Genomic DNA, 23667 nt, shown 5'->3' on the forward strand with positions numbered 1-23667 from the left:
CCCCATGTCACCAGACCTCGCGCGACCGAGACGCCCTGACGCCCAGACACCCAGATGCCCAGACACCGGGAGGCCCCATGCTGCGCAGCGGAATCGACCAGATGCGTTATGCCGCCGGAATCCTGCGCGGCCGGCTCCGGCCCGACGTGCTGACCCGGGTCTCGCAGGACCTGGTGGCCACCCTGCGTGAGTTCGGGACGGTCGGCGACGACTCGCAGCTGCTCCCGGGCCGGCAGGGTGTGATCGACCCGGACGTGCAGAACACCATCACGACGCGCGCGCTGCGCCGGACGGCCGGGCGCGCGGCCGCGCAGACGGCGTACTACGGCCGGCTGTTCGGCGAGCTCGGGATCCGGCCGGAGGAGCTGACCGCCGACACCTGGTCGCAGGTGCCGCCGACGTCCAAGGCCTCGCTGCGGGCGATGCCGGCGGCGTTCGTCGCGTCCGGCTCGGTGCCGTACCTGATGGCCGCGACCACCGGGACCACCGGGACGCCGACCGTCGTCTGGTACTCGCAGGGCGACCTGGAGAACGTCATCGCGCTCAGCACGATCGCCATGGCGATGACCCTCGGCGTCCGGCCGCACGACGTGGTGGCCACCGGCGTCTCCTCGCGCGCCACGCTCGGCTACCTGGTGACCGCCGAGATCGTCCGGCGGGTCGGGGCGGCGTTCGTCCAGATCGGCTCGATCGCCCCGGAGCTGGTGCTCGAACGCCTGGCCACGCCGCTGAACCTGCCCGGCCGGGCGCCGCGGATCACGAACTTCTCCGCACCGGCGTCGGTGTTCGCGTCTCTGGTCGAGACCGCCGAGCGGGACGGCTGGCGGCCGGCCGACTTCGGCCTGACCGACCTGCTCTCCGGCGGCGAGGTGGTCAGCGAGGCGCTGCGGGCGCGCGTCGAGGAGGCGTTCGGCGTCGCGCCGGAGCGTGCGTATCAGGCCACGGAGATCCTGCCCGCGGGCGGCGCGCACTGCTCGCAGGGGCATCTGCACTACCCCGCGGAGTTCGGGCACATCGAGCTGCTGGACCCGCGGACCCTTGAACCCGCGGCGCCGGGGGGTGCCGCGACCCTCGTGGTCACGCCGTATGTCCCCTACCGGGAGTGCACGATGCTGCTGCGTTATGTCACGAACGACCTGGTGCGGGTTCCGGACACCACGCCGACGTGCGAGCTGGCCGGCATGGCGGCCTCCTCCGACATCCTGGGCCGGTACGACGGTCCGCTGAGCGTCGCCGTGCCGACCCGCTCGATCCTGGACCTGCTGGAGGCCGAGCGCGCGATCCCGCTGCCGGCCCGGTACTGCCTGGTCGACGAGCCCGGCGGGCCGGTGCTGCACGTCGTCGCGCGGCAGCGGTCCGCCCGGATCCTCGGACGGCTGGAGGAGCGGGCCGCCGCGCTCGGCGTCGCGGTGAAGGGCATCGTCGTGCACGATGACGCCGAGCTGCTGCCGGCGCGGAACACGGTGCGTGCCGATCTGCGGGAGTACTCGTTCGACAGCGCGGGCCAGGTCGGCGGCGGTGACGAATATCAGAGGGCGGTCAGACCCGGCGACGGTGGCGATCCGAGCCGCGGCGTCAGATCGGACGAGGCGTTGGCGGGGAGCCGGCCGTGAAGCCGTCCGCCCCCGCGCTCGCGGGCCTCGTCCTGGTCGTCGCCCTCCTGATCGGCCTCGCGCTGGTCCACGTCCGCCGGTACACCGTGAGCCGGCCGCCGATCGGGCTGTTCGTCCGGTCCGACGTCGCGGTCATGGCGGTGTCGGTGGTGATCGCGCCGCTGCTCTACCTGGAGCTGCCGGCGACCGTGGTCGCCGCGGTCTTCGGCCTGGTGACCGTGGTCGCGATCCAGACCGCCGCGGCCCCGCTGCTCGGCGGCCGGCCGGCCACCCTGGCCGCGCTGGCGCTGTGCGCCGCGACCTGGGCCTGCTGGCTGTCGGGCCATCCGCTGCCCACGACCCTGCTCACCGACGCCGGACTCGCCGTGGCGGTGATCGGGGTGACGGGCATGTGGGTGCAGGGCGGCATGCGCGCGGCGCACGTCGCGGCGTTCGCGGCGCTGCTCACCGGCTACGACCTCATCGCGACCAGCCTGACGTCCCTGATGACCCGGTTCTCCGACCACCTGCACGGCCTGCCGTTCGCCCCGCTGCTGGTCATCCCGGGCAGCCACGGAGCCCTGGTGGCGATCGGGCTGGGCGACCTGGTGATGCTCGTGCTGTTCCCGATGGCGGCGGGCAAGGCCTTCGGCCGCCGGCCGGCCGTGACGGCGGGCGCCCTGGGCGTCGCGGTGACGGCGCTCATCATGGCCCTGTTCTGGTGGCGCGTGGTCAGCACGGCCGTGCCGGTGCTGGCGTTCCTCGGCCCGCTGATCGTCGCGCAGTACGTGGTCTGGCGCCGCCTCGGCTACCGGGAGCGGACGGTGCGGGAGTGGCGCGGCGCGATGGACCCCCGGGCGGTCGAGCCGGACCCGAACGCCCCGCTGCGCGCCGCGCTCGGCGCGCACGTGCCGGCCCACCTGGCGGCCGGTGCGTGGGTCGCGGTCGACGGAGGGCTCGTCGTGGGCATCGGACCGTCGCCGGGCCTGGCCAGCCGGGACGCGCGCGCGAACGGGCACGTCGGTTCGCTGGTCGTGCGCGGCGCGAAGGTGTGACGCGGGAGCCTCGGCGCGTGGACGGCGAGGCCTGACACCACCTGTCGGTCGCGGCCAGCCTCCGCCCCGGCCGATCCCGCACCAGCCGATCTCGGTCCGGCCGATTACGGCTCGGCCAACCTCGCCCGGCCAACCTCGCCCGGCCAACCTCGCCCCGGCCAATACCGGCCCAGGCCGAGGCCGTGCGGGACTATCGTGCTTCGAGCTCGGCCAACCGGGCCTGGACCCGTTCGGTGTCTGCCCGCATCCCGAGGCGCCGGTAGATCTCCAACGCCTGGCCCATGTACGCCAGGCCCTGGGCGGGATCGCCGGTGGCCAGATAGTGGTCGGCGATGCCCTCCAGCGAGATCGCTTCGTCGTCGGGTTTGTGCAGCTCCCGGTTCATCGCCAGTGCCTGCTCGTACAGCGCGAAGGCTCGGGGACGGTCGCCGAGCGCGGCGATCGCGGCCGCGTAGAAGTTCAGCGCCCAAGCCTCGTTGCCGCGATAGCCGATCTGTCGGAAAGCCTCCAGGGCCTGGCTGTGGGTGTCCGCCGCGCCCTGGAAGTCGCCGGTCAGATACCGCACTCGTCCCAGGTCGGTCAGCACCGAAGCCTCGTTGCCCCGGTTGCCGAGCTGTCGGTAGAGCTCCAGGGCCTGAGTGTGGGCCTGTGCCGCGCCCGGATAGTCCCCGGTCAGAAAGCGCGCCCGCCCCAGGTCGTGCAGGGCCATCGCCTCGCCGAGGCGGTTGCCGATCTGCCGGAAGACCTCCAGGGCTCGGGTGTGGGCGTCCAGCGCGCCCGCGAAATCCCCGCTCTGATGCCCGACGCGCCCGATGTCGTTCAACGCGTTGGCTTCGCCGAGGCGGTTGCCGATCCGCCGGAAGATCTCCAAGGCCTGCGAGTGGGCGTCTACCGCACCCACGAAATCAGCGTTCATATGCGCCACCCGCCCCAGCTCGTTCAGAGCGCTGGCCTCGCCGAGGCGGTTGCCGATCTTCTGGAAGATCTCCAGGGCCCGCATGTGGGTATCCGCCGCGCCCGGATAGTCGCCGCTCGTGTCCCGTACCCGCCCCAGGTTGATCAGGGCGTTGGCTTCGCCGAGGCGGTTGCCGATCTGCCGGAACATCTCCAGAGCCTGGGCGAACGTATCCGCCGCGCCCGGAACGTCCCCGCCCTGGTACCGCACCTGCCCCAGGTTGGTCAGGGCGTTGGCTTCGCCGAGGCGGTTGCCGATCTGCCGGAACATCTCCAAGGCCCGCGCGAAGTCGTCGGCGGCGCCCGGCGAATCCCCGGTCAGACGCCGCAATCGTCCCAGGTCGGTCAGGGCGGTGGCGTGGGCGGCAGGGCGGTCGAGACGGGCGGCTGCCTCCGCCGCGCCCTGGTGGACTTCCAAGGCGCGGACCCAGGGGCCGTCGGACAGCAGGATCTCGGCCATGCCCGCGGTCAGGGCGATGGTGTGGTCGTCGAGATGGCGGGCCTGGGTGTGTGCGTCATCGAGGTTGCGGTGTTCGGTCCGCAGCCAGGCTCGGGCGGTCTCGGGATCGGTCAGATCCGGTGTGTGGGCGGGGGCGGGGCCGTCGGGTTCGGGGCGTGGCAAGCGGGCGATGGCGGTGGAGGCGGTCTGCGCGGTGTGGGCGTAGTAGTGCAGCAGCCGGTCCAGTGCCGTCGTGCGCTGCTTGGTGGATTCGTGGGTCGCGGCGAGGGTGCGGGCGTGCTCACGGAGCAGGTCGTGCAGCCGATAGCGCCCGGGGGCGGTTTCGGTCAGCAGGCTGCGGTCGGTGAGGTCCTGCAGGAGCGTGTCGGCTTCGTTCAGGCCGGTGTCCAGCAGCGCGGCGGCCGCGTAAAGGTCGCTGTCCTGGCCCGGGACCAGTCCGAGGTGGCGGAACATGGCCTGCTGGTCCGGGGTGAGGTTGTCGTAGGACAGGTCGAACGCGGCACGGACCCGGCGGTCGCCGTCGTCGAAGGCGGCCAGGTCGGCGAGGCCGGTGCGCAGCCGCGCCTCCAGGTGCTCGGTGGTCCAGGCGGGGCGGTGGGCCAGGTTGGTGGCGGTGATGCGCAGTGCCAGCGGCAGGTAGCCGCACAGCTCGGCGATCCTGGCCACCGCCGGGTCGTCGGCGGCGATGCGGCCGGGGCCGGCGTGCCGGCACAGCAGGGCGACCGCGTCCGCGGGGTCCAGGACGTCCAGCGGCACCGCGTGCGCGTCGTCCAGGGCCTTGAGGCGGTTGCGGCTGGTGACCAGGACCAGACAGCCGGGAGTGGCCGGAATCAGGGGACGGACTTGCTGCTCGTTGGCGGCGTCGTCCAGGACGATCAGGGTGCGGCTGCCGGCCAGCCGGTTCCGGAAGGCTTTGGCCCGCTCGTCCAGTTCCGGCGGGATCGCTTGGGGATCCAGGCCGAGGGCCTGCAGGAGTCGGCCCAGCGCCTCGTTCGGATCGCGGGGGCCGGTGCCGGCGGTGTGCGCGTGCAGGTCGACGAACAGCTGCCCGTCGGGGAAGTTCTCGGCGGCGAGGTGAGCGGCGTGCACGGCCAGGGCGGTCTTGCCGATCCCGGCCATGCCGTCGATCGCGGAGACCACCACCGTCTTCGCCGCGTCCCCGGTGGCGGCCGCGATGGCGAGGAGCTGCTTGAGTTCGGCGTCGCGTCCGGTGAGAGTGGCGAGGTTCGCGGGCAGCTGCCGGAGCGGCACGGCCGGGTCGCCGGCCTTGGCCCGCACATGCACCTGGACGCACGCCTGCCGCCAGCGCGCCACCTCCGGCTCGGGCACGCCGAGGGCCCGGACGATGGTCGTCACCAGATCGATGTCCAGACGGCGGCGCTGCGGCTGGAAGACGCTGGAGACGGTGGTGTGCGCGATGAGCTGCGGCGGTCGCATCAGCGGCCCGACGCGCTTGGCCAACATCCGGTAGGACGGGCCGCCGGCCCATTGCCGCAGCTCTCCGAGGGCCGTGATGAACTCCTCCAGGTCACGAACCTGGGAGGGATCCGGTGCCTCGTTCGCAGCCATCTGGTTGTGCGCTCCCGACGGTTCCACGCGCCGCTGCCGCGCGTGGAGTAGGTGTACAGATGTGGGCAGACTACGGGACTTCGACGGCGGCGAAGAAGTCGATTTCACTCCATGGTCAGCGGAAGGCCGTCGCTTCACCGGTTCTCTTGAAGCGCCGACAGCGGCTGCCTGATCGGTCTTGGGATCAAGCTCCGCACACCGCGTGCCGCAGTTCGGCCAGCTCTTGGTACATCAGGGTCGTGAGGTTGGCGGTGGGGGAGTCGATCCAGTCGTCGCAGGCGGCCACGAACACCGCGACCGCGGCTTTGCTGGCGAAGGCCGCCGTCCGTGGCGGCGCTTCGCGCTCCAGGAGCCCGGCTGCGATGGCCGCCGTGAGGGCTGCCGTCTTGATCAGGTCCCGTTCCTGGAGTTCGGTCGAGGACGCGATCAGTTCGCGCCGGGTGGCGGCGTACTCGCCGTACTTCGCCAGGTCGCTCAGGGCGGCGCCGGCCAGGGCCTCGACGGCGGCGTCCAGGGGCGCCAGGGCCGGGTCGGCCGCGGCCAGGTGCTTCAGGACGTGCGCTTCGAAGGCGGCGGCGTCGGCGAACAGGACCTCGCGCTTGTCGGGGAAGTGGTTGAAGAACGTGCGCTTGGTCAGGCCGGCGCGCTCGGCGATGTCGGCGACGGTGACGTCGGCGTAGCCGCGTTCGGCGAACAGCGCGCCGGCCGCCTGCTGGAGCCGCTGCTGCGCGTTGGGTTCCCACCGGGCCATGGCCCTCACTGTACCGGCGCGTCCGCCGCTGGGTCTGCACCCGGTGAAGTCACTGTTTGCACTTGGTGCAATCGCATGCCACAGTGAGGTCATTACACCAAGTGCAGTCACTGGCAGGAGCCCTCCATGACCACTCCCGCGAACACTCCCGCGAACACTCCCGCGAACTCCTCCGCCGACGTCCCCGCAAACGCCGCGGCCTGGATCCCGGCCAAGCACGCGCGCCTGGAAGTCCGGCCGGCGCCCTCCACCCGCCCCGGCCCCGACCAGCTCGTCGTGCGCAACCGGGCGGTCGCGATCAACCCCCTGGACTGGATCATCCAGGTCGAGGGCAGCCTGACCTACGGCTGGCTGCGCTACCCGACGGTGCTCGGCACGGACGTCGCCGGCGAGGTCGTCGAGGTGGGGGCCGAGGTCACCCGGTTCCGCGTCGGGGACCGCGTGCTCGGCCTCGCGGTCGGGACGGACAAGGACCGCACCAGCGCCGCCGAGGGCGCCTTCCAGCTCTACCCCCTCGTGTCGGAGAAGCTGGCGTGCCCCGTGCCGGACGCGATGCCGTTCGAGGACGCCGTCGTCCTCCCGCTGGCTGTGTCCACCGCCGCTTGCGGCCTGTTCCAACCCAGCCACCTGGGCCTGCGGCACCCGTCGGCGAACCCCGAGCCGACCGGCGAGACCGTCCTGGTGTGGGGCGGATCCACCAGCGTCGGCAGCAACGCCGTCCAGCTGGCGGTCGCCGGCGGCTACGAGGTCGTCACCACCGCCTCGCCACGCAACTTCGACTACGTCCGAGCCCTGGGAGCCAGCGCGGTCTTCGACTACACCAGCCCGACCGCCGTGCCAGACATCATCGAAGCATTCCAGGACCGCACCCTGGCCGGCGCCATCGCCTTCGGCACCACCTCCGCTGCGTCCTGCGTCCGCATCGTGCGCAAGTGCCGCGGCAAGAAGTTCGTGGCACTGGCCAACCCGCCGGTGTCCTTCGAGCGCCTGGGCGCGCCCGACCGCGGCCGGCTCGCCTTCCCACGCCTGCTCGCACGACTCATCGGCTCCAACATCGCGCTGCAGTTCGCGGCGCGAACGCACGGAGTCGGCCTGAAGTACATCTTCGGCACGACGCTCAAGACCAACGAGGTCGGCACCGCGATCTACCGCGACTTCCTGCCCGCGGCCCTCGCCGACGGCAGCTATCTGGCCGCCCCGAAGCCGATGGTCGTCGGCAAGAGCCTGGACGACATCCAGGCCGCCATGGACCTTCAGCGCAACGGCGTCTCGGCCGCGAAGGTCGTCGTCACGCTGCCCTGAGGCGCGGGCATCCGACAGCGGCGATCAGCGAATCACCCGAAGCGCCGAAGCATCGAAGCGTCGAGTCAGGCTACTGACCCCGCCCGTTCACCGCCGAAGTCACCTGCCCGGCCAGGGCCGGGCTGATGACCGCGGTCCCGCCGAACAGGTCCACCGACGTCAGCTGCGGCCGGAGCGCGCTGAGCAGGTTCGCCGTCTCCGGCGGCAGTGTCGACGGCACCAGCACCAGCTCGCCGCCGGTGGCCGCGGTCAGCGCGCCGCCGGTCAGGGCGTCGGGGAAGCCGGTGCCGGTCGCGACGCCGAGCCGCTGGACGCCGCCGGCGGCCATGGCGGCCTGGACCACCTTGATGTCGGTCTCGTAGCGGGTGGCGCCGGCCAGCGGGCGGACGTAGCCGGGCAGGCCGGCCGTCGCGGTCACGGCCTGGCCGCCGATCGCCCAGGCCGCGGGCGCGCCGGCGGACGACTGGGCGATGCGGCTCGCGATGAACGCTCGTACGTCCGGTGCCAGAGTCTTGCCGTCGGTCAGGATCACTGCGGCCGGTCCGGCCGCGGTCGCGGCGGGGCCGGTGGCGAACGGGCCGGCGGCGAGGGCGTCGGCGTAGTCCTGGCCGGTCGCCAGGACCACGTGCTGCGGGCTGCCGAGGCCGCGTTCGGCGATGTCCAGGGCGGTGTGGTCGCGGTCGGCGCCGGCGAAGCGGTTCACGCTGTAGCCGAGGTGGGTCAGTTCGCTGACGATGCCGGGGGCGATCGCCTGGGTGCCGCCGAGGACGTCGATCTGGCCGCCGCCGGTGCCCAGGACCCGGCGGATCTCGGCCAGGGTCGCGGGGGTCAGCGCGGCCGGGTCGGTGAGCAGCAGCGGGCCGCCGGCCTTGGCCGCCAGCGGCACGCCGGCCAGCGCGTCGGCGAACTGGTCGCCGCGGGCCAGCACGACGACGCGCGCGGTCGGGCGGCCGGTGGCGTCGCCGCCGGCGTTGGCCCAGTGCGACTGCGACACCGCGACGCCGGTGCCGTACCGGTCGCCGCCGGACAGCCGGGTGACCGTGGGGTTGCCTCCGGCGGTCGGGGGATTGCCGCTGCCGGGGTTGGAGGGCGGGCTGCTCGGGGCGACGCCGTTGCCGCTTATCTGGACGTACATCGCGCCTTGGCCGTCGGCCGGGGTGATCTCGTACGCGGCCTGCTGCACGCCGGTCGTGGTCGGGGTGAAGGTCATGTTCACGTGGATGCTCTGACCCGGTCCGAGGACCTGGCCCTCGGAGATCGGCAGAGCGGTGTTGAACACGCCGGTCGGCGCCTTCGCCTTCGAGATGGTCAGCGGCGCGGTTCCGGTGTTCGTCGCGTCGAAGCCCACCGTCGCCGTGGAACCGACCGTGACGTTGCCGAAGTCCAAGGCGGCGGGCGACATCTGCAGGTGCCCGAAGCCCGACACCGCACCGCCGGAGAGCGGGACGTTCAGGGTGCCACTGGTCGACACGACGGTCAGCTGGTCGTTCGCCGGCCCGGGAGCCGTCGGGGCGAAGGTGATCGTCGCCGAGACCGACTTGCCGACACCGATGGTCGTGCCCTGCGACAGCCCCTGGACGGTGAACGGCGCGCTCGGCAGCGTGACGCTCTTGATCGTCTCGTCGACGGACCCGGTGTTCCAGATCCGGACCGCCATCGTCTCCGTCGTGCCGGTCGGCTGTTCGTTCTGGAATTTGACCGGGCTCGGCGAGGCTCCGAGGCCGTTCGTCAGACCGGTGCCGTTCAAGGCCACGCCGACGCTTCCGGCGCTGGTCGCGACGGTCATGATCCCGTTCGCAGCGCCGGGGGCGGTCGGGGTGAAGGTGACGTTCAGGGTCAGCTGGTCGCCGGCGTTCAGCGTCACCGGCGAGGCCAGCGGCGAGGTGTCGATGGTGTAGGGAGAGGCGTTCACCGTGGCGCCGGTGACGGTCACCTGCTGCGTCGCGGTCAGCGTCACCTGCTTCTGGACGTGCGAACCCACCTCGACCGGTCCGAACGTCACCGGAGGCGTGGTCAGTGGTGTCTTCGCGGGCTTGCCGAAACCGATGACCTTCCCCACGAGGTCGGTCTCGCGGGTGCCGACGTAAACCCGGTTGGAGTCGGTGGCCACGACCGAGTACTTGGCCGCGCGGCCGATCGGCGCCGAGTACAGCTTGTCGAGGGTGCCGTGCGAGTCGGGGATCGCAGAGTACGCATTCAGGGTGGCGTTCTCGCCGGTCGCGCCGTTGCCCCAGGGCCCGACCGGGGCTTGCACCACCCAGACGACGGCGCTGCCGGACACGGAGTCGGTCGAGGTGACGATCGGCGATCCGCTGGTGTAGCCGAAGATGTCGGTGCTGGACCCGGCCTGGGTCAGGGTGGGAATGCCGTCCGCTGTCGCCCCGGCCTGGAGCGCGACCAACGGCTGCTGGTTGCCCACCTCGTAGACGTAGCCGCCGTCGCCGCCCCACACCGCCGGGTGCCCCCACTGGCCGCCGGGCAGCGGGCCGATGGTCTGCACGGCGGCGTCCGTGCCCTTGGGGCCCTGCCCCATGCCGCCGAGGTTGTCGCGGTTGAGCAGGAAGATCCGGCCGTCCTTGCCCTCCTGGAAGAGCAGGTGCGGCACCTTCGCGGTGCCGAAGCTGTCCGGAAGCGCGACCGGACCGCCGGAGCCCAGGTCGGTGTCGTTCATGTCCAGCGTCGCGTTGTCGGAGGGGCTGAAGAAGTCCACCGGCGTCAGCGAGCGGTCCGAGCCCACCTGGAGTCGGACCACCGACTCGGCGAGGTAGGTGCCCGGATTGTTGCCGGGACCCGGCTTCGGGCTGATGCCGTTGCCGGTGGCGACGATGATGCGGCCGTCGCCGTCGGACATCAGACCGCCGCCGGACTGCCAGATGCCGGCGCCGCTGCCGGCGTCGTTGGTCTCCGAGGTCCACATCGCGGTCTGCTGCCCGGAGGCGGCGTCGACGCCGACGACGTAGCCGTGCCAGGGAGTGAAGTCGCAGTGTGCGCCGAACCCGGCGTAGACCACGCCGTTCAGGAGCAGCAGTCCGGGGCGCTGCATCTCGTGGAAGGCGTCGAACGGCGTCGAGGGGTCGTTGCTCGGCGCGCCCTGGATCTTGGTCGGCCACCCCGAGCGCTCGGCGCCGGTGCCCGGGTCGATCGCGTGCATCAGCCAGCTGGCCTGCGTCGGGTCGCCGTTGGCGTAGGTCTTGGACGTGAAATAGACCGTGTTGCTGGCCGGGTCGTACACCGGAGCGCTGGTGATGCCGACCGTGGGCCCCAGGTCGCCGCAGCCGGTCGGCGGGTCGATCGAGTCCGAGGGCCAGGCCGGGCCCAGGTCCGACCGGGTCCACAGGATCGCCCCGGACTGCGGGTCCAGGCCGTAGACCTTGTTGTTCTCGGTGGTGACGACGAGCATGCCGCCGGCCACCAGAGGCTGGGCGAAGACTTGGCCGTCGACCGTGGTCGAGAAGATCTGTCCGAACGTCGGGTCGGAGACGTCGGCGGGGCTCAGGCCGGGCTCGTGCTGGTCCCATCCGGTGCGGGCGTTGTCGACCGACACCGTGACATCGTCAGCCTTGGCCAGTTGCGGCTGAGCCAGACCGGCCGTGGCGACGGCCGCGGTGATGCCCAATGCGGTTATTCGAGATCGGCGAGTCGGCACGGCTGCCCCCTTGTGGAACACGCCGACAGACCGGCGGTGACGTCGAACGGCCACCAAGTCCTACAGGTCGCGCGGGAGCTGCGTCAATCGGTGTGGATCTGTCAAGGCATTGATGACTGGAAGCGGCGGCGGTGATCCGGGGGATTCATCCCGACTATCCGAAACGACCGCGTCAGCTGGATTCGCGCACGATGAGCCGGGTCGGCAGGATCAGCGGGCTGGGCTGCGCGCCGTCGATCACCGCGAGCAGCATCCGCGCCATCTCGCGGCCCCAGGCCTGGATCGACTGGTGCACCGTGGTCAGCGGGGGAGCGGTGTGCCGGGCGGCGAGGTAGTCGTCGAATCCGGTGACGGCGACGTCGTCGGGGACCCGGCGGCCGGCGGTGGTCAGCGTTCGCAGGGCGCTGATGGCCATGGTGTCGTTGCCCGCGACCACGGCGTCGAGGTCCGGGTGGAGGTTCAGCAGGGCCTGCATGGCCTGCGTTCCGCTGGCCTCCGTGTAGTCGCCGTGCGCGACCCGGCTGGAGTCCAGGCCCGCGACCGCCATCGCGTCCAGGTAGCCGCGGTGTCGGGCCAGCCCGGCGTCGCTGTCGAGCGGGCCGGTGATGGCGGCGATGCGGGTGCGTCCCCGGGCGATGAGGTGTTCGGTGGCCGCGCGGGCGCCGCCGCGGTTGTCGGAGTCGACGTAGAAGCGCGGTTCGACGTTCAGGGGGCGGCCGCCGAAGACGACCGGGGTGTCGGCCTGTTCGGCGAGCGCGGCGAGCGGGTCGTCGCCGTGCCGGCCCATCAGCATGACGCCGGCGGCGCTGTGGGTCTGCAGTACGTCCTGGAGTTTGGAGCGGCTGCGGGGGGAGTTGACCAGGACCAGCATGAGCTCCAGGCCGGTCTCCTCCAGGACCGTGGTGACCCCGGCGATCGCCTGGCTGTAGAAGGGGGTGTCCTGGCCGAGTGCGGAGTCGTCGTCGGTGATCGCCAGGACCACCGCGCCGGCCTGCCGGGTGGCCAGCGCCCGGGCCGTCGCGTTCGGGACGTATCCCAGTTCCCTGATGGCCTTCTGGACCGCGTCGCGCTTGGCCTTGCTGACGTGCGGGGCGTTGTTCAGCACCCTTGAGGCGGCGGTGCGCGAGACGCCGGCCCGCTCGGCGACCTCGTCGAGGGTGGGTTGACGGCGTGGGGCCTCGGGCATGGCGCGTCTGCCTTTCGGGCGGTCGGGTGCGCGGCTCGGCCCGCCGGTGTCGGCGGCGGATCGGCCGGCTTGGGCTCCCACGGCACTGGAAGCGCTCCCATCATTTCACGAGGGCGCCCCACCGCTCCTGTTGCCGTCGGGTAACAGAATCCTTGCAAAGCCCCTTCCCTGTCACGCATCGGATCGCTACTCTCACCGGAAGCGCTTCCAATTTCACGGCGAGTGTGACATCGACTGGGGATTCCAGCCCCAGCTTGATCGCTCGGCCGATACCGGAAGCGCTGGCAGATGCACCTCTCCGACGCAACGGAAGGTCTCGTCCATGGCTCAGTTCCGACAATCTCCGATCGTCCGCAGATGGCGCGGCTTGCTGCTCGCGCTCGCGGTGGCGGCCGCGGGGACGTTCACCGCCTCCGCCGCCCACGCGGACACCACGATCTGCGGCAAGTACGACAGCACCGCGGTCTCCGGCGGCCAGTACATCGTGCAGAACAACGAATGGGGCGACACGATCCAGCAGTGCCTGGACGTGACGAACGACGGGTTCTCCGTCACCACCGGCGACCACAACGTCGGCACCGGCGGCGCGCCCGCGGCGTACCCGTCGATCTATGCGGGCTGCCACTACGGCAACTGCTCGACCGGCAGCGGTCTGCCGTTGCAGGTCTCGGCCTTCGGCAACCCGCAGTCCAGCGTCGATTTCGCCACCGCCGCCGGCCAGTGGGACGCCTCCTACGACATCTGGTTCGACACCCAGCCCAACCCCTCCGGGCAGAACGACGGCGAGGAGCTGATGATCTGGGCGAACCATTCCGGCGCGCCCCGCCCCGCGGGTTCGCAGATCGGCACCGCGACGATCGAGGGCGCGACGTGGGACGTGTGGGAGTCCCGGATGAACAACGGCGGGATCGGCTGGAACGACGTGTCCTACGTCCGTGAGAATCCGACCACCGCGATCACCGTGAACATCAAGGACTTCACGAACGACTCGCTCAGCCGCGGCTACATGAGCAGCGCCTGGTACCTGACCAGCGTCCAGTTCGGCTTCGAGCCCTGGCAGGGCGGCCCGGGGCTCGGCGTGAACTCCTTCTCCTTCACCACCAACGGCTCCGGCGGTGGCGGGGGAGGCGGCGGTGGCGGCGGCGAGATCGTCGGCCAGGGCAGCGGCCGCTGTCTGGACATCCAGAACCTCGGCACCGCCGATGGCACCCCGGTGCAGCTGTGGGACTGCGGCGGCGCCTGGAACCAGCTGTGGTCGAACACCGGCGGCCGGTTCGTCAACCCGCAGTCCGGCAAGTGTCTGGACGTGGCGGGCGCCGGTACCGCCGACGGGACGCAGGTCCGGCTGTGGACGTGCAACGGCACCGCGGCTCAGCAGTGGCAGGTCAACGGCAACGGCACCATCACCAACCCCAACTCGGGCAAGTGCCTGGACGCGGCGGGCCAGGGCACCGGCAACGGCACCCTGCTCCAGATCTGGGACTGCTACGGCGGCGGGGGGACCCAGGCCAACCAGGTCTGGTCGCTTCACTGAGTGGTTACTGAGCCCTGCGGTCAGACAGGGCACTGCGACGCCGGGTCCCCACGATTGGCGGGTGGGGCCCGGCGTCGCGGACGTGTGGATCAATATTCTGCGTTCAACTGCGCACTCGACAGTTGCCCGATCCAGTACCCCAAACCGCAGGTAGCGGTGTTGTCGCGGGGCGGGAACGGTTCACCCTACCGGCGTGGTCTGGATACCGGGCCGAGGTTCGCCGACGATGGCTCGGCCCGCGTCGTCCTGCGGCTCCCGCGTTGCTCACCGCAACCCCACGTCAAGGATTGGACCGTGTCATGAACCAGTTTGGCGACAGCCCCCGATTGTCCCGACGCAGGCTGCTGACTCTCGCCGGCGGCGCCGCGGTGGCTTCCGTGGCCGGTATCGGCTTGGCCCAGTCGGCGTCGGCGGCGGCGTCGGCGTCGGCGGGAACCGTGTACGGGATCGACTACTCCGACGCGTCGCTCACCGCCGGCTCGGTCGCCGCGGCCGGCTACGGCTTCGTGTGCCGCTACCTCAGCTGGCTGCCGAACCCGAAGGTCCTCACCCTGTCCGAGGCGCAGGCGCTGACCGCCGCGGGTCTGGGCATCGTCTCCAACTGGGAGTCCGACGGGCTTCAGTCCTGGCAGAACGGCGTCCCCTCCGACCCCTACTCGCAGGGCGCCGGGCACGCGGCCGAGGCGCAGCGGCAGGCGCTGGCCGACGGGATGCCCTCGACGCGGCCGATCTACTTCAGCATCGACTTCGACCTCCAGCCCTCGATGTACTCCGCGCTCAACTCCTACTTCGACGGCGTCGCCTCGGTGATCGGCCGGTCCCGGACCGGTGCGTACGCCGGGTACCACGTCATCCAGGAGCTGTTCAACAACGGGAAGATCGCCTGGGGCTGGCAGACCTACGCGTGGTCCGGCGGGAACTGGGACAGCCGCGCGCAGCTGCGGCAGGTGCAGAACGACATCACGGTCGCCGGCAAGGGCGCGGACCTCGACCAGGCGATGGCCGCCGACTTCGGACAGTGGGGCGGCACGGGCGGCGGCGGGGGCGGCGTCATCCTGCCGTCCTGGCCGAATATCACCGACGGCATGACCGGGCCCAGCGTCCAGGCCGCGCAGTACCTCCTGCGCTACCACGGTGCCTCGATCACCGCCGACGGCCAGTTCGGCCCGTCCACGCTCGCCGCGACCGAGAGCTTTCAGTCCGCGCACGGCCTCGGCGTCGACGGCCAGATCGGCCCGCTGACGTGGTCGGCGCTGATCGTCCAGGTCCAGACGGGGGCCAGCGGCGACGACGTCCGGGCCGCTCAGGTGGAGCTGAACCGGTTCGGCTACGGCCTGACCGTCGACGGCAACTTCGGCTCCGGCACGGCCACGGCCGCCCGTGCTTTCCAGTCCGCGCACGGCCTCGGCGTGGACGGCCAGGTCGGACCGCAGACCTGGCAGATGCTCGTGGGCACCGGGAGCGGCGCCTCCGGCGGCGGCACCGTCGCGCCGCCGTGGCCGAACGTCATCGACGGCGACACCGGGAGCAATGTGCAGGCCGCGCAGTATCTGCTGCGCTACCACGGTGCCTCGATCAGCGCCGACGGCCAGTTCGGGCCGGGCACTCTGGCCGCGGCCGAGAGCTTCCAGTCCGCGCACGGTCTGGGTGTCGACGGCCAGATCGGTCCGAAGACCTGGTCGGCGCTCATCGTGCAGGTCCAGCAGGGCGCCAGCGGCGACGACGTCCGGGCGGCCCAGGTGGAGCTGAACAAGTTCGGCTACGGCCTGTCCGTCGACGGCAGCTTCGGCTCCGGTACCGACAGCGCGGCCCGGGCCTTCCAGTCCGCGCACGGCCTCGGCGTGGACGGCCAGGTCGGGCCGGAGACCTGGCAGATGCTCGTCGGCAGCTGACCGCCGACCGCTGACCGCTGAGCGCCTTTGGCGGCGCGTGGTGCGTGGCGAGTAGTGAGTAGCACGTAGCGAGTGAGGAAGGGCGACCGCGGTGGTGCCGCGGTCGCCCTTCCTCGCGATGAACTTCGTTCAGCAGGCGGTGTCCGGGTCGTACGTCGCCGGCAGGCTCTGCACGAACTCGGGCGCGCCCGCGGCGAACCAGTACTTGCTCGCGTTGGCGACGTCACAGTACGTCGGCGCCGGGTAGTCGTAGCCGGCGATCCAGATCGGTCCGCCCAGCGGCAGGCCGCCGGTGATGGCGCCCCACTGCTTCTGCGTGGAGTAGACGCCCACGTCCTTGCCCTGCTGCCGGAGCGCGAGCTCGGCGGCCAGCACGACGGTGGAGTTCAGGCTCTGGTCGCAGACCCAGAAGTTCGGGGTGTAGCACTGGGCGCCGGGCGGGTTGATGCTCGAGGCCTGCGGCAGCTCGATGTCCAGCCACCACTTGGTGCTGGTCGCGCCGCCCGCGGTGGCGTTCTGCACCGCGGAGTACGCGGCGTTGTAGCCCCAGTTGAACGACTGGCAGTAGTACTCGGTGGCGGTGCAGTCGCCGGCCGGGCCGTGGTAGGCGTACTGCAGCACGTGCGGCGAGGTGAAGCCGATCGGCGAGTCGAGCACCATGTACTGGGCATGGGTGTTCGCGGTCGCCGCCCAGGCCGCCTCCTGCTGCAGGCACGGGTTCTGGCTGAAGGGGTGCCCGCCGTCCGCGCCCACGATGGCGATGGACGACGCCGGCGGCATCGCACCGCCGCACTCGGGCCAGGAGATGTCGTACCCGGTCGCACCGGTGTCCTTCTGGGCGGCGAAGGCCGTGTGCTTCGCGGCCGAGCTCGGTACGTACGCGACGCTTCCGTCCAGGCTGGACGCGGGCAGGCCGCCGATGCTGTCCGAGGGCGTCGTCGTGATGACGGTCGTGGTGGTCGTCGGTGGCGCGGGTGACGTGGCCGCGCCGGCGGCCGGCGCGACGGCCAGGACGCAGGCGGCGGCCACGCCGAGGGAGATCAGGGATTTCAAGGGCATGCGATATCTCCATGTACTGATATGTGCGATTCGCCGAATATCGGCACCGTCGTATTACAGAGGCCTCAGATAAGGCATCGTATATAAGGACGAGCGGAAGGCCTTGGCGGTTGCCGGGTTCAGCTGACCGGCGAGTTCACCCGACCGCCGTAGCGAACTCCGCCATTGTGAACTGTCCGGCGTAAATGCCATAGAACATGCTGATCAGCTCCGGACGGTGCTCGATCGCGCGAAGCAGCGGCAGCAGCGCGCCGGAGTTGCCGCCCATCGCGAACGTGAGAGTCGTCTCGAACGCTGCGCTGGTCGCCCGGTTCCGGTCGGCGGCGTGGGCCGCGGTCGCCGCGTCGACGGCTTGCGGGCCGGCGGCGAGGGCGGTGGGCAGGCGGTCGGCCAGCGACTGCGCCTGGGCGAACGCGTCGCCGATGCCTTGCGCGGTCACCGGGTCCTTCGCCGTCGCGGCGTCGCCGACGAGCGCCCAGCCGGGGCCGGCTGACTCGCGGATGTAGTTGCCCAGGTCGCCGGAACCGGTGATGGAACCGGTGTGGGTGGCGTCGGTGAGCTGTTCGGCGACGGCCGGGGCGGTGGTGCCGACCGCGGCCAGGAAGTGCCGGTCGAGGTCCTGTTTCACCTCGGCGAAGCGTGCGTGCGGCCAGCCGACCAGGACGAGGTGGTGCTCGTCGTGCGTGGGGTAGGCCAGCACCGCCTGGCCGCCGCCGATGAAGATCTGGGTGCCCACGTTCGGCAGGCCGTGCCAGTAGCCGTAGAACTGGCAGCCGAAGGTGCCGACGTCGCGGACCGTCTTCGCCTCGACCTGGCGGGCCACCGCCGAGTGCCGGCCGTCCGCACCGATGATCAGTGCGGCCCGCTCCGTGAAGGCACCGCCACGTCCACCGAACGCGGCGCCGACCGCTCGGCCGTCCTCCCAGACCACGCGCTGGAACGAAACACCCTCCCGCAGCTCGGCACCCGCCGCCACGGCCGCCTCGACCAGCAGCGCGTCGAGCACGGTCCGGCGCGGCGCCAGCGACACCGCGGCCCCGTCGCACGGATACGGCGCCGCGCGCAGGACGAGGTCGTCGGCCGCCTGGAAGCTGATGGTGTCGATCGGCGGGCAGCCGGTGGCCAGCAACGGATCCAGCAGGCCCCAGGCCCGCAGCCGCGCGACCCCCGTCGGATGCAGCAGGTGCGTCGAGATCGTGTCGCTGGGGAACGCGGTCCGGTCCGTGAGCAGGACTCTGACACCCTGCCGCGCCAGCAGCAGCGCCGTGGCGGCCCCGGCGCAGCGTGCGCCGACGACGATGACGTCGTACATGCTCAGGTTCCGGACGACTCGGCGCGGAATGTCACAGGGGAACCATAGCGCCACGCGCCTAGGCTCACCGCGCCCCGGCCACCATGCGTGTCAGGCCACTGTCAGAATGCGCGGCCCGTCGTCGGTGACGGCGATGGTGTGCTCGACGTGCGCCGCGCGGCTGCCATCGGTGGTCAGCAGCGTCCAGCCGTCGGCGGCGGTGCGGTACTTGTCGCGGCCGCCGGCGATGAGCATCGGCTCGATGGCGAACGTCATGCCGTGCCGCAGTCGCAGACCCCTGCCGGGCCGGCCCTCGTTCGGGACGCCGGGATCCTCGTGCATGTGCCGGCCGATGCCGTGGCCGCCGAAGTCCTCCATGATCCCGTAGCCGGCGGCCCGGGCGATGCTGCCGATGGCGTGGGAGATGTCGCCGATCCGGTTGCCGACCACGGCCGCCGCGATGCCGGCCGCCAGGGCCTGCTCCGCGGTGTCGATCAGGAGCGAGTCCGCCGGCTGCGGGGTGCCGACCACGAAGCTGATCGCGGCGTCCCCGGCCTAGCCGTCCAGGACCGCGCCGCAGTCGACGCCGAGCAGGTCGCCGTCGCGCAGCCGGTAGTCGTCGGGGATGCCGTGCACGATGGCGTCGTTCACCGAGGTGCAGATCACCGCCGGGAACGGCGTCGCGGCGAAGGACGGACGGTAGTTCAGGAACGGCGAGCCCGCCCCGGCCTCGCGCAGCACGGCGCGCGCCGCCTCGTCCAGCTCGCGCAGGCTGACGCGCACGTCCGCGACCTGCCGCACCGTGTCGAGGATCGTGCCGACCACGCGCCCCGCCTCGCGCATGGCGTCCAACTCCGCCGCCGTCTTCAACTCCACCATGATCCGTACCCTTCCGGTCGGCCCGCGGCGACCCGCGCTGGCCCAATTACTATACCGGTATTAGTATCACGGTCATGGTGCGCAACCCTCTGACCCGGTCCGAGCTCGAACGCGGTCGGCAGCTCGGCGTCCTGCTGCGGCACGCCCGCGGCGACCGCAGCATGACGGAGGTCGCGGCGGCCGCCGGGGTCTCCGCCGAGACACTTCGCAAGATCGAGACCGGCCGGGCGCCGACGCCCTCCTTCTTCACCATCGCCGCCGTCGCGGCGGTCCTCGGCCTGTCGCTGGACGAGCTGGCTCGGCCGGCCGCCGAGGACCAAGAGGGCGCGGGCACGTCCGCCGCTGTGGCTGCATAACTTCCGTAGCCGCGCGATCCCTGCGGCAGCGGTCAGACCGCGCCCGGCGGGATGAGCGTCGCGACGCTCTCCGGATCAAGCCTGCTGTTGAACTGCGGCACCGAGGTGCTGATCGGCGAAGCGATCGTCGTCGGCGAGGCGCGTAAGTATCTCGCGGTCCTGATCGAGCCGGGCCCGGCCGCTACCGCCTCACCGCAGCGCCGTCGTCGGCCACAGCGGCTCGGTCGCCGCCTCCTCGGCCTCGCGCAGTACTCGCAGGACATTGCGACTGGTCAGCGCCTCCAGCTCGGTGCGGGACCAGCCGCGTGCGGCCAGTTCGCGCAGCAGCACCGGGTAGCCGGCCACGTCCGGGAGGTCGGTGGGCTGCCGGTCGACGCCGTCGTAGTCGCCGCCGAGGCCGATGTGCGCCAGGCCGGCGACCTCGCGGGCGTGCTCGACGTGGTCGGCGACCTGCGCCGCGGTGGCTTCCGGGCGCGGGTGGCGGTCGAGCCATTCCTGTAGCCGCGGGTCCGGCGGGGTGGCGAGGGTCTGCGCGTACTGCTCGGCGACCGATTTCGGGTCTTCGCCCGGGCGGGGTGTGCGGGGCCAGGTCCACGGATGCGCGGGCAGCCCGAGGCGTTCGCGCTCGGCGGCGAGGTCGGCGGTCCAGGCGGCGACGTCCGGGGAGATGAAGGGCGGCACGAAGGTGAGCTGGAGGACGCCGCCGTTGGCGCGCAGGCGCTCCAGCACGGTGTCGCTGACGTTGCGCGGGTGGTCGTTGACCGCTCGGGCGCTGGAGTGGCTGAAGATGACCGGGGCCGTGGAAGCGCCGAGCGCCGCGAGCTGGGTGCTCTCGGCGGTGTGCGAGAGGTCCACCAGGACACCGGTGCGGTTGAGCTCGGCGACGATCGCGAGCCCGGTGTCGTCCAGTCCGCCGACGCCCGGCTCGTCGGTCGCCGAGTCGGCCCAGGCGGTGTTGTCGTTGTGGGTCAACGTGACGTAGCGGACGCCGAGCCGGGCGAAGGCGCGCAGCACGCCGGACGAACCGGCCAGGCTGTGGCCGCCCTCGATGCCGAGCAGCGAGGCGATGCGGCCGGTCGCGAAGGCGTCCTCCACATCGGCGGCGGTGTAGGCGATCCGCAGGTCGTCCGGATAGCGCGCGACGAGCCGGTAGACCGTGTCGATCTGCTCCAGGGTGGCCACCGCGGCCTCGGGCTCGGGCAGCGTCGAGGACACGTAGACCGACCAGAACTGTGCGCCCACGCCCCCGGAGCGCAGCCGCGGCAGGTCGGTGTGCAGATCCGCACGGCCCAGGTCCAGGCCCTCCACGCCGGAGCCGGAGCGCGCCCGCAGCGCGAGCGGCAGGTCGTTGTGGCCGTCGAAGACCGGGCTCGCGGCCAGGACCTCGTCCACCAGGGCGGCGGTGCCGCCGTCGGTGTCAGTGCTCATCGATACCTCGCTCACCGATTCCTCCATCCTCGCGCCGCCGACGCGACTGGCGTGACGGGTCCGCCACGGGCAACGAGGCGATCAGCCGCCGCGTGTAGTCCTCCCGGGGCGCGCCCAGGACCACGGCGGTGTCGCCGGACTCGACGATACGGCCCCGGTGCAGCACCGCGACCCGATCCGCGACCTGCTCCACCACGGCCAGGTCGTGGCTGATGAACAGCGCCGCGAAACCCAGCTCCCGCCGCAGACCCGCGAACAGCTCCAGCACCGCAGCCTGCACCGACACGTCCAGCGCCGACGTCGGCTCGTCGGCGACCAGCAGCCGCGGCCGCAGCGCCAGCGCCCGGGCCAGGCTGGCGCGCTGGCGCTCGCCGCCGCTGAGCTCGTGCGGGAAGCGGTCGCCGTGCCCGCGCGGCAGGCGCACGGCGTCGAGCAGCGCCTCGACCTCGGTGCGGATCGCCCGGCGGCCGAGTTCGGGACGGTGCACCCGCAGCGGCTCCGCGACGCTGTCGGCGATGGTGAGCTGGGGGTTGAAGCTGGTGGCCGGGTCCTGGAAAACGAAGCCGAGGTGGCCGGCGCGGGTTCGCTTGGCGGCTCGGCCGAGGCGGCGCAGGTGGCGTGGGTGGTGTGGATGGTGTGGATGGTGCGGGCTGTCCGAGCGGCGCCGCGCCACCGACGGTTCGCCGAGCACACTGCCAGGCACATCGCCGAGCACATCGCCCAGCACATCACCCAGCACGTCGAGCCTGCCCGCCGTGACGCCGGTCAGCCCGGCCACCGCCCTGCCGATCGTGGTCTTGCCCGACCCGCTTTCCCCGACCAGCCCCAGCACCTCGCCGGCCCGGATCTCGAAGTCCACGCCGTCGACCGCCCGGAAAGCACGGCGGCCCAGGCGGCCGGGATAGTCGATCACCAGGCCTGCCGCGCTGACCACCGGTCCGTCAGCCGATTCGAGGGCGGATGCGGCCCGATCCGTGCTGCCGAACACCGGCACAGCAGCCAGCAACTCGCGCGTGTACACATGCGCCGGTGCCGCGAACAGCGTCGCCACCGGCGCCTGCTCCACAATGGCCCCGTCCCGCATCACCGCCACCCGGTCCGCCAGGTCGGCGACCACTCCCATGTTGTGCGTGATCAGCAAGACAGCCGTGCCGAGGTCCGTCCGCAACCGGTGCAGCAGCTCCAGGATCTCCGCCTGCACCGTCACGTCCAACGCCGTCGTGGGCTCGTCGGCCACGATCAGCCGCGTCCCCAACGCCAGCGCCATGGCGATGACAGCACGCTGCTTCTGTCCGCCGGAGAGCTGGTGCGGGTAGTACTTCGCGCGCACGGCCGGATCCGGGATGCCGACCCGGTCGAGCAGTTCGACGGCCAGCGCCCGGCGCTCGGCGCGGCTGCCCCGGCCGTGCGCCCGGAGTCCTTCGGCGATCTGCCAGCCGATCGTGAACACCGGGTTCAGGGCCGTGGACGGCTCCTGGAACACCATCGCCGCCAGCGTGCCGCGCATCGCGCGCAAGCGGGCCGGGGACGCGGTGAGCACGTCCTCGTCCGGGTCGGCGGCACCGTCGCCGAGCAGCACGCGGCCGGTCGTCACGGCGGTCGCCGGCAGCAGCCCGAGGACCGACTTCGCCGTCACGGTCTTCCCGCTGCCGCTCTCCCCGACCAGGGCCAGAACCTCGCCGGGGGCCACCGAAAGACTGACGCCGCGAACAGCCGGAGCCGCGCCGGCGTCGGTGTGGAAACCGACGTGCAGATCGTCGATCCGCAGCAGATCAGGCACCTGCTCCGCCCTCCGTCCGGATTTCGGGTGCCGCCGCCGGACGGCGACGCAGCCGCGGATCGGCCAGGTCCGTCAAGCTCTCGCCGAGCAGCGTGGTCCCCAGCACGGTGAGCACGATCGCCAGCCCCGGCGGCACCGCGGTCCACCAGATCCCCGAGGTGACGTCGGCGACCGAGCGGTTCAGGTCGTAGCCCCACTCGGCGGCGGCGTTGGGCTCGATCCCGAAGCCGAGGAACCCGAGCCCGGCCAGCGTGAGGATCGCCTCGGAGGCGTTGAGCGTCAGGATCAGCGGCAGCGTGCGCACCGAGTTCCGCAGCACGTGCCGCAGCATGATCCGCCAGGTCCCGGTGCCGATCACCCGCGCCGCCTCGACGAAGGGCTCCGACCTGACCCGGATCGCCTCGGCCCGCACCACCCGGAAGTACTGCGGCACGAACGCGACGGCCACCGCGCACGCCGCCGCGCCCAGACCGCCGGCCAGGCTCGACTGCCCGCCGCTGATGACGATCGACATGATGATCGCCAGCAGCAGCGGCGGGAAGGCGTACATCGCGTCGGCCACCCCGACCAGGACCCGGTCCAGCGGGCCGCCGAGATACCCGCAGACCAGGCCGAGCAGGATCCCCGGGACCGCCGACAGCCCGAGCGCCGCGGCGATGATCGCGACCGCGGTGCGCGTGCCCCAGATGGTGCGCGACAGCACGTCGTACCCGGCGATGGTGGTCCCGAGCAGGTGCGCGCGGCTCGGGTGCTGCTGCGAGCCGAACAGGACCTGGCCGCTGCTCAGCTGGGCGTGCCCGTACGGAGCCAGCAGCGGCGCGAAGACGGCGGTGAGCAGGAACAGCGCGGTGAGCGTGGCGCCGGTCAGGAGCATCGCGCGTTGCACCCCGACGCTGCTGGAGAGGCTGCTGGACACCCTGCCGGAAAGGCTGC

At 72.0% G+C, this 23667-nt stretch carries 15 protein-coding genes and 1 pseudogene; 6 read left to right on the plus strand and 10 right to left on the minus strand.

Annotated elements, in window-relative coordinates; all coding sequences use genetic code 11:
* Window positions 1-77: 77 nt before the first annotated feature.
* Window positions 78-1613, plus strand: coding sequence for a phenylacetate--CoA ligase family protein (locus ABH920_RS44600; protein ID WP_370355410.1), 1536 nt, complete (start codon window positions 78-80; stop codon window positions 1611-1613).
* Window positions 1610-2647 (plus strand): hypothetical protein, encoded by a 1038-nt coding sequence (locus ABH920_RS44605; RefSeq protein WP_370355411.1) that lies wholly within the window; start codon window positions 1610-1612, stop codon window positions 2645-2647. The genes ABH920_RS44600 and ABH920_RS44605 overlap by 4 nt, the downstream gene beginning before the upstream one ends.
* A 190-nt stretch (window positions 2648-2837) precedes the next feature.
* Here the strand turns inward: ABH920_RS44605 and ABH920_RS44610 are convergent, their stop codons facing one another.
* Together ABH920_RS44610 and ABH920_RS44615 are read right to left on the minus strand one after the other, a co-directional pair.
* On the minus strand, window positions 2838-5630 hold the full coding sequence (locus ABH920_RS44610) for a tetratricopeptide repeat protein (protein WP_370355412.1): 2793 nt from the start codon (window positions 5628-5630) through the stop codon (window positions 2838-2840).
* Between the two features lie 184 nt (window positions 5631-5814).
* Window positions 5815-6381 (minus strand): helix-turn-helix domain-containing protein, encoded by a 567-nt coding sequence (locus tag ABH920_RS44615; RefSeq protein ID WP_370355413.1) that lies wholly within the window; start codon window positions 6379-6381, stop codon window positions 5815-5817.
* 126 nt (window positions 6382-6507) lie between these two features.
* On the opposite strand from ABH920_RS44615, the gene ABH920_RS44620 reads away from it, so the two are divergent.
* The gene (locus tag ABH920_RS44620) at window positions 6508-7683 is read left to right on the plus strand and encodes a zinc-binding alcohol dehydrogenase family protein (RefSeq protein WP_370355414.1); all 1176 of its coding nucleotides are present in this window, start codon (window positions 6508-6510) and stop codon (window positions 7681-7683) included.
* A gap of 70 nt (window positions 7684-7753) precedes the next feature.
* Here the strand turns inward: ABH920_RS44620 and ABH920_RS44625 are convergent, their stop codons facing one another.
* Together ABH920_RS44625 and ABH920_RS44630 are read right to left on the minus strand one after the other, a co-directional pair.
* Window positions 7754-11299: a cell wall-binding repeat-containing protein gene (locus ABH920_RS44625; RefSeq protein ID WP_370355415.1), complete on the minus strand. Its 3546-nt coding sequence runs from the start codon at window positions 11297-11299 to the stop codon at window positions 7754-7756.
* Between the two features lie 202 nt (window positions 11300-11501).
* Window positions 11502-12515 (minus strand): LacI family DNA-binding transcriptional regulator, encoded by a 1014-nt coding sequence (locus tag ABH920_RS44630; protein WP_370355416.1) that lies wholly within the window; start codon window positions 12513-12515, stop codon window positions 11502-11504.
* Window positions 12516-12837: 322 nt separating this feature from the next.
* On the opposite strand from ABH920_RS44630, the gene ABH920_RS44635 reads away from it, so the two are divergent.
* Both ABH920_RS44635 and ABH920_RS44640 read left to right on the plus strand, forming a co-directional pair.
* Window positions 12838-14049, plus strand: coding sequence for an RICIN domain-containing protein (locus ABH920_RS44635; RefSeq protein ID WP_370355417.1), 1212 nt, complete (start codon window positions 12838-12840; stop codon window positions 14047-14049).
* Window positions 14050-14348: 299 nt separating this feature from the next.
* Window positions 14349-15941, plus strand: coding sequence for a peptidoglycan-binding protein (locus tag ABH920_RS44640; protein WP_370355418.1), 1593 nt, complete (start codon window positions 14349-14351; stop codon window positions 15939-15941).
* A gap of 129 nt (window positions 15942-16070) precedes the next feature.
* Here ABH920_RS44640 and ABH920_RS44645 read toward each other — a convergent pair whose 3' ends face one another.
* The 3 genes and pseudogenes from ABH920_RS44645 to map form a co-directional block, all read right to left on the minus strand.
* Window positions 16071-17000 (minus strand): hypothetical protein, encoded by a 930-nt coding sequence (locus ABH920_RS44645; protein WP_370355419.1) that lies wholly within the window; start codon window positions 16998-17000, stop codon window positions 16071-16073.
* Between the two features lie 136 nt (window positions 17001-17136).
* Window positions 17137-18312: an NAD(P)/FAD-dependent oxidoreductase gene (locus ABH920_RS44650; RefSeq protein ID WP_370355420.1), complete on the minus strand. Its 1176-nt coding sequence runs from the start codon at window positions 18310-18312 to the stop codon at window positions 17137-17139.
* Window positions 18313-18402: 90 nt separating this feature from the next.
* Window positions 18403-19170 (minus strand): annotated as a pseudogene (gene map, locus ABH920_RS44655) (type I methionyl aminopeptidase).
* Window positions 19171-19244: 74 nt separating this feature from the next.
* On the opposite strand from map, the gene ABH920_RS44660 reads away from it, so the two are divergent.
* On the plus strand, window positions 19245-19526 hold the full coding sequence (locus ABH920_RS44660) for a helix-turn-helix domain-containing protein (protein WP_370355421.1): 282 nt from the start codon (window positions 19245-19247) through the stop codon (window positions 19524-19526).
* 189 nt (window positions 19527-19715) lie between these two features.
* On the opposite strand, the gene ABH920_RS44665 is transcribed toward ABH920_RS44660, so the two are convergent.
* Genes ABH920_RS44665 through ABH920_RS44675 form a run of 3 tightly spaced genes read right to left on the minus strand, consistent with a single transcriptional unit; the run spans window position 19716 to window position 23608 of the window.
* Complete coding sequence (locus tag ABH920_RS44665; RefSeq protein ID WP_370355422.1) at window positions 19716-20954, minus strand: dipeptidase; 1239 nt, start codon at window positions 20952-20954, stop codon at window positions 19716-19718.
* A complete protein-coding gene (locus ABH920_RS44670; protein WP_370355423.1) occupies window positions 20944-22734 on the minus strand; it encodes an ATP-binding cassette domain-containing protein in 1791 nt (596 codons plus the stop codon). Before ABH920_RS44670 ends, ABH920_RS44665 begins: the two co-directional genes overlap by 11 nt.
* Window positions 22727-23608, minus strand: coding sequence for an ABC transporter permease (locus tag ABH920_RS44675; RefSeq protein WP_370355463.1), 882 nt, complete (start codon window positions 23606-23608; stop codon window positions 22727-22729). The genes ABH920_RS44670 and ABH920_RS44675 overlap by 8 nt, the downstream gene beginning before the upstream one ends.
* Window positions 23609-23667: the final 59 nt, after the last annotated feature.

Origin of the sequence: Catenulispora sp. EB89 (genome assembly GCF_041261445.1) — a bacterium.
Taxonomy (GTDB): Bacteria; Actinomycetota; Actinomycetes; order Streptomycetales; family Catenulisporaceae; genus Catenulispora.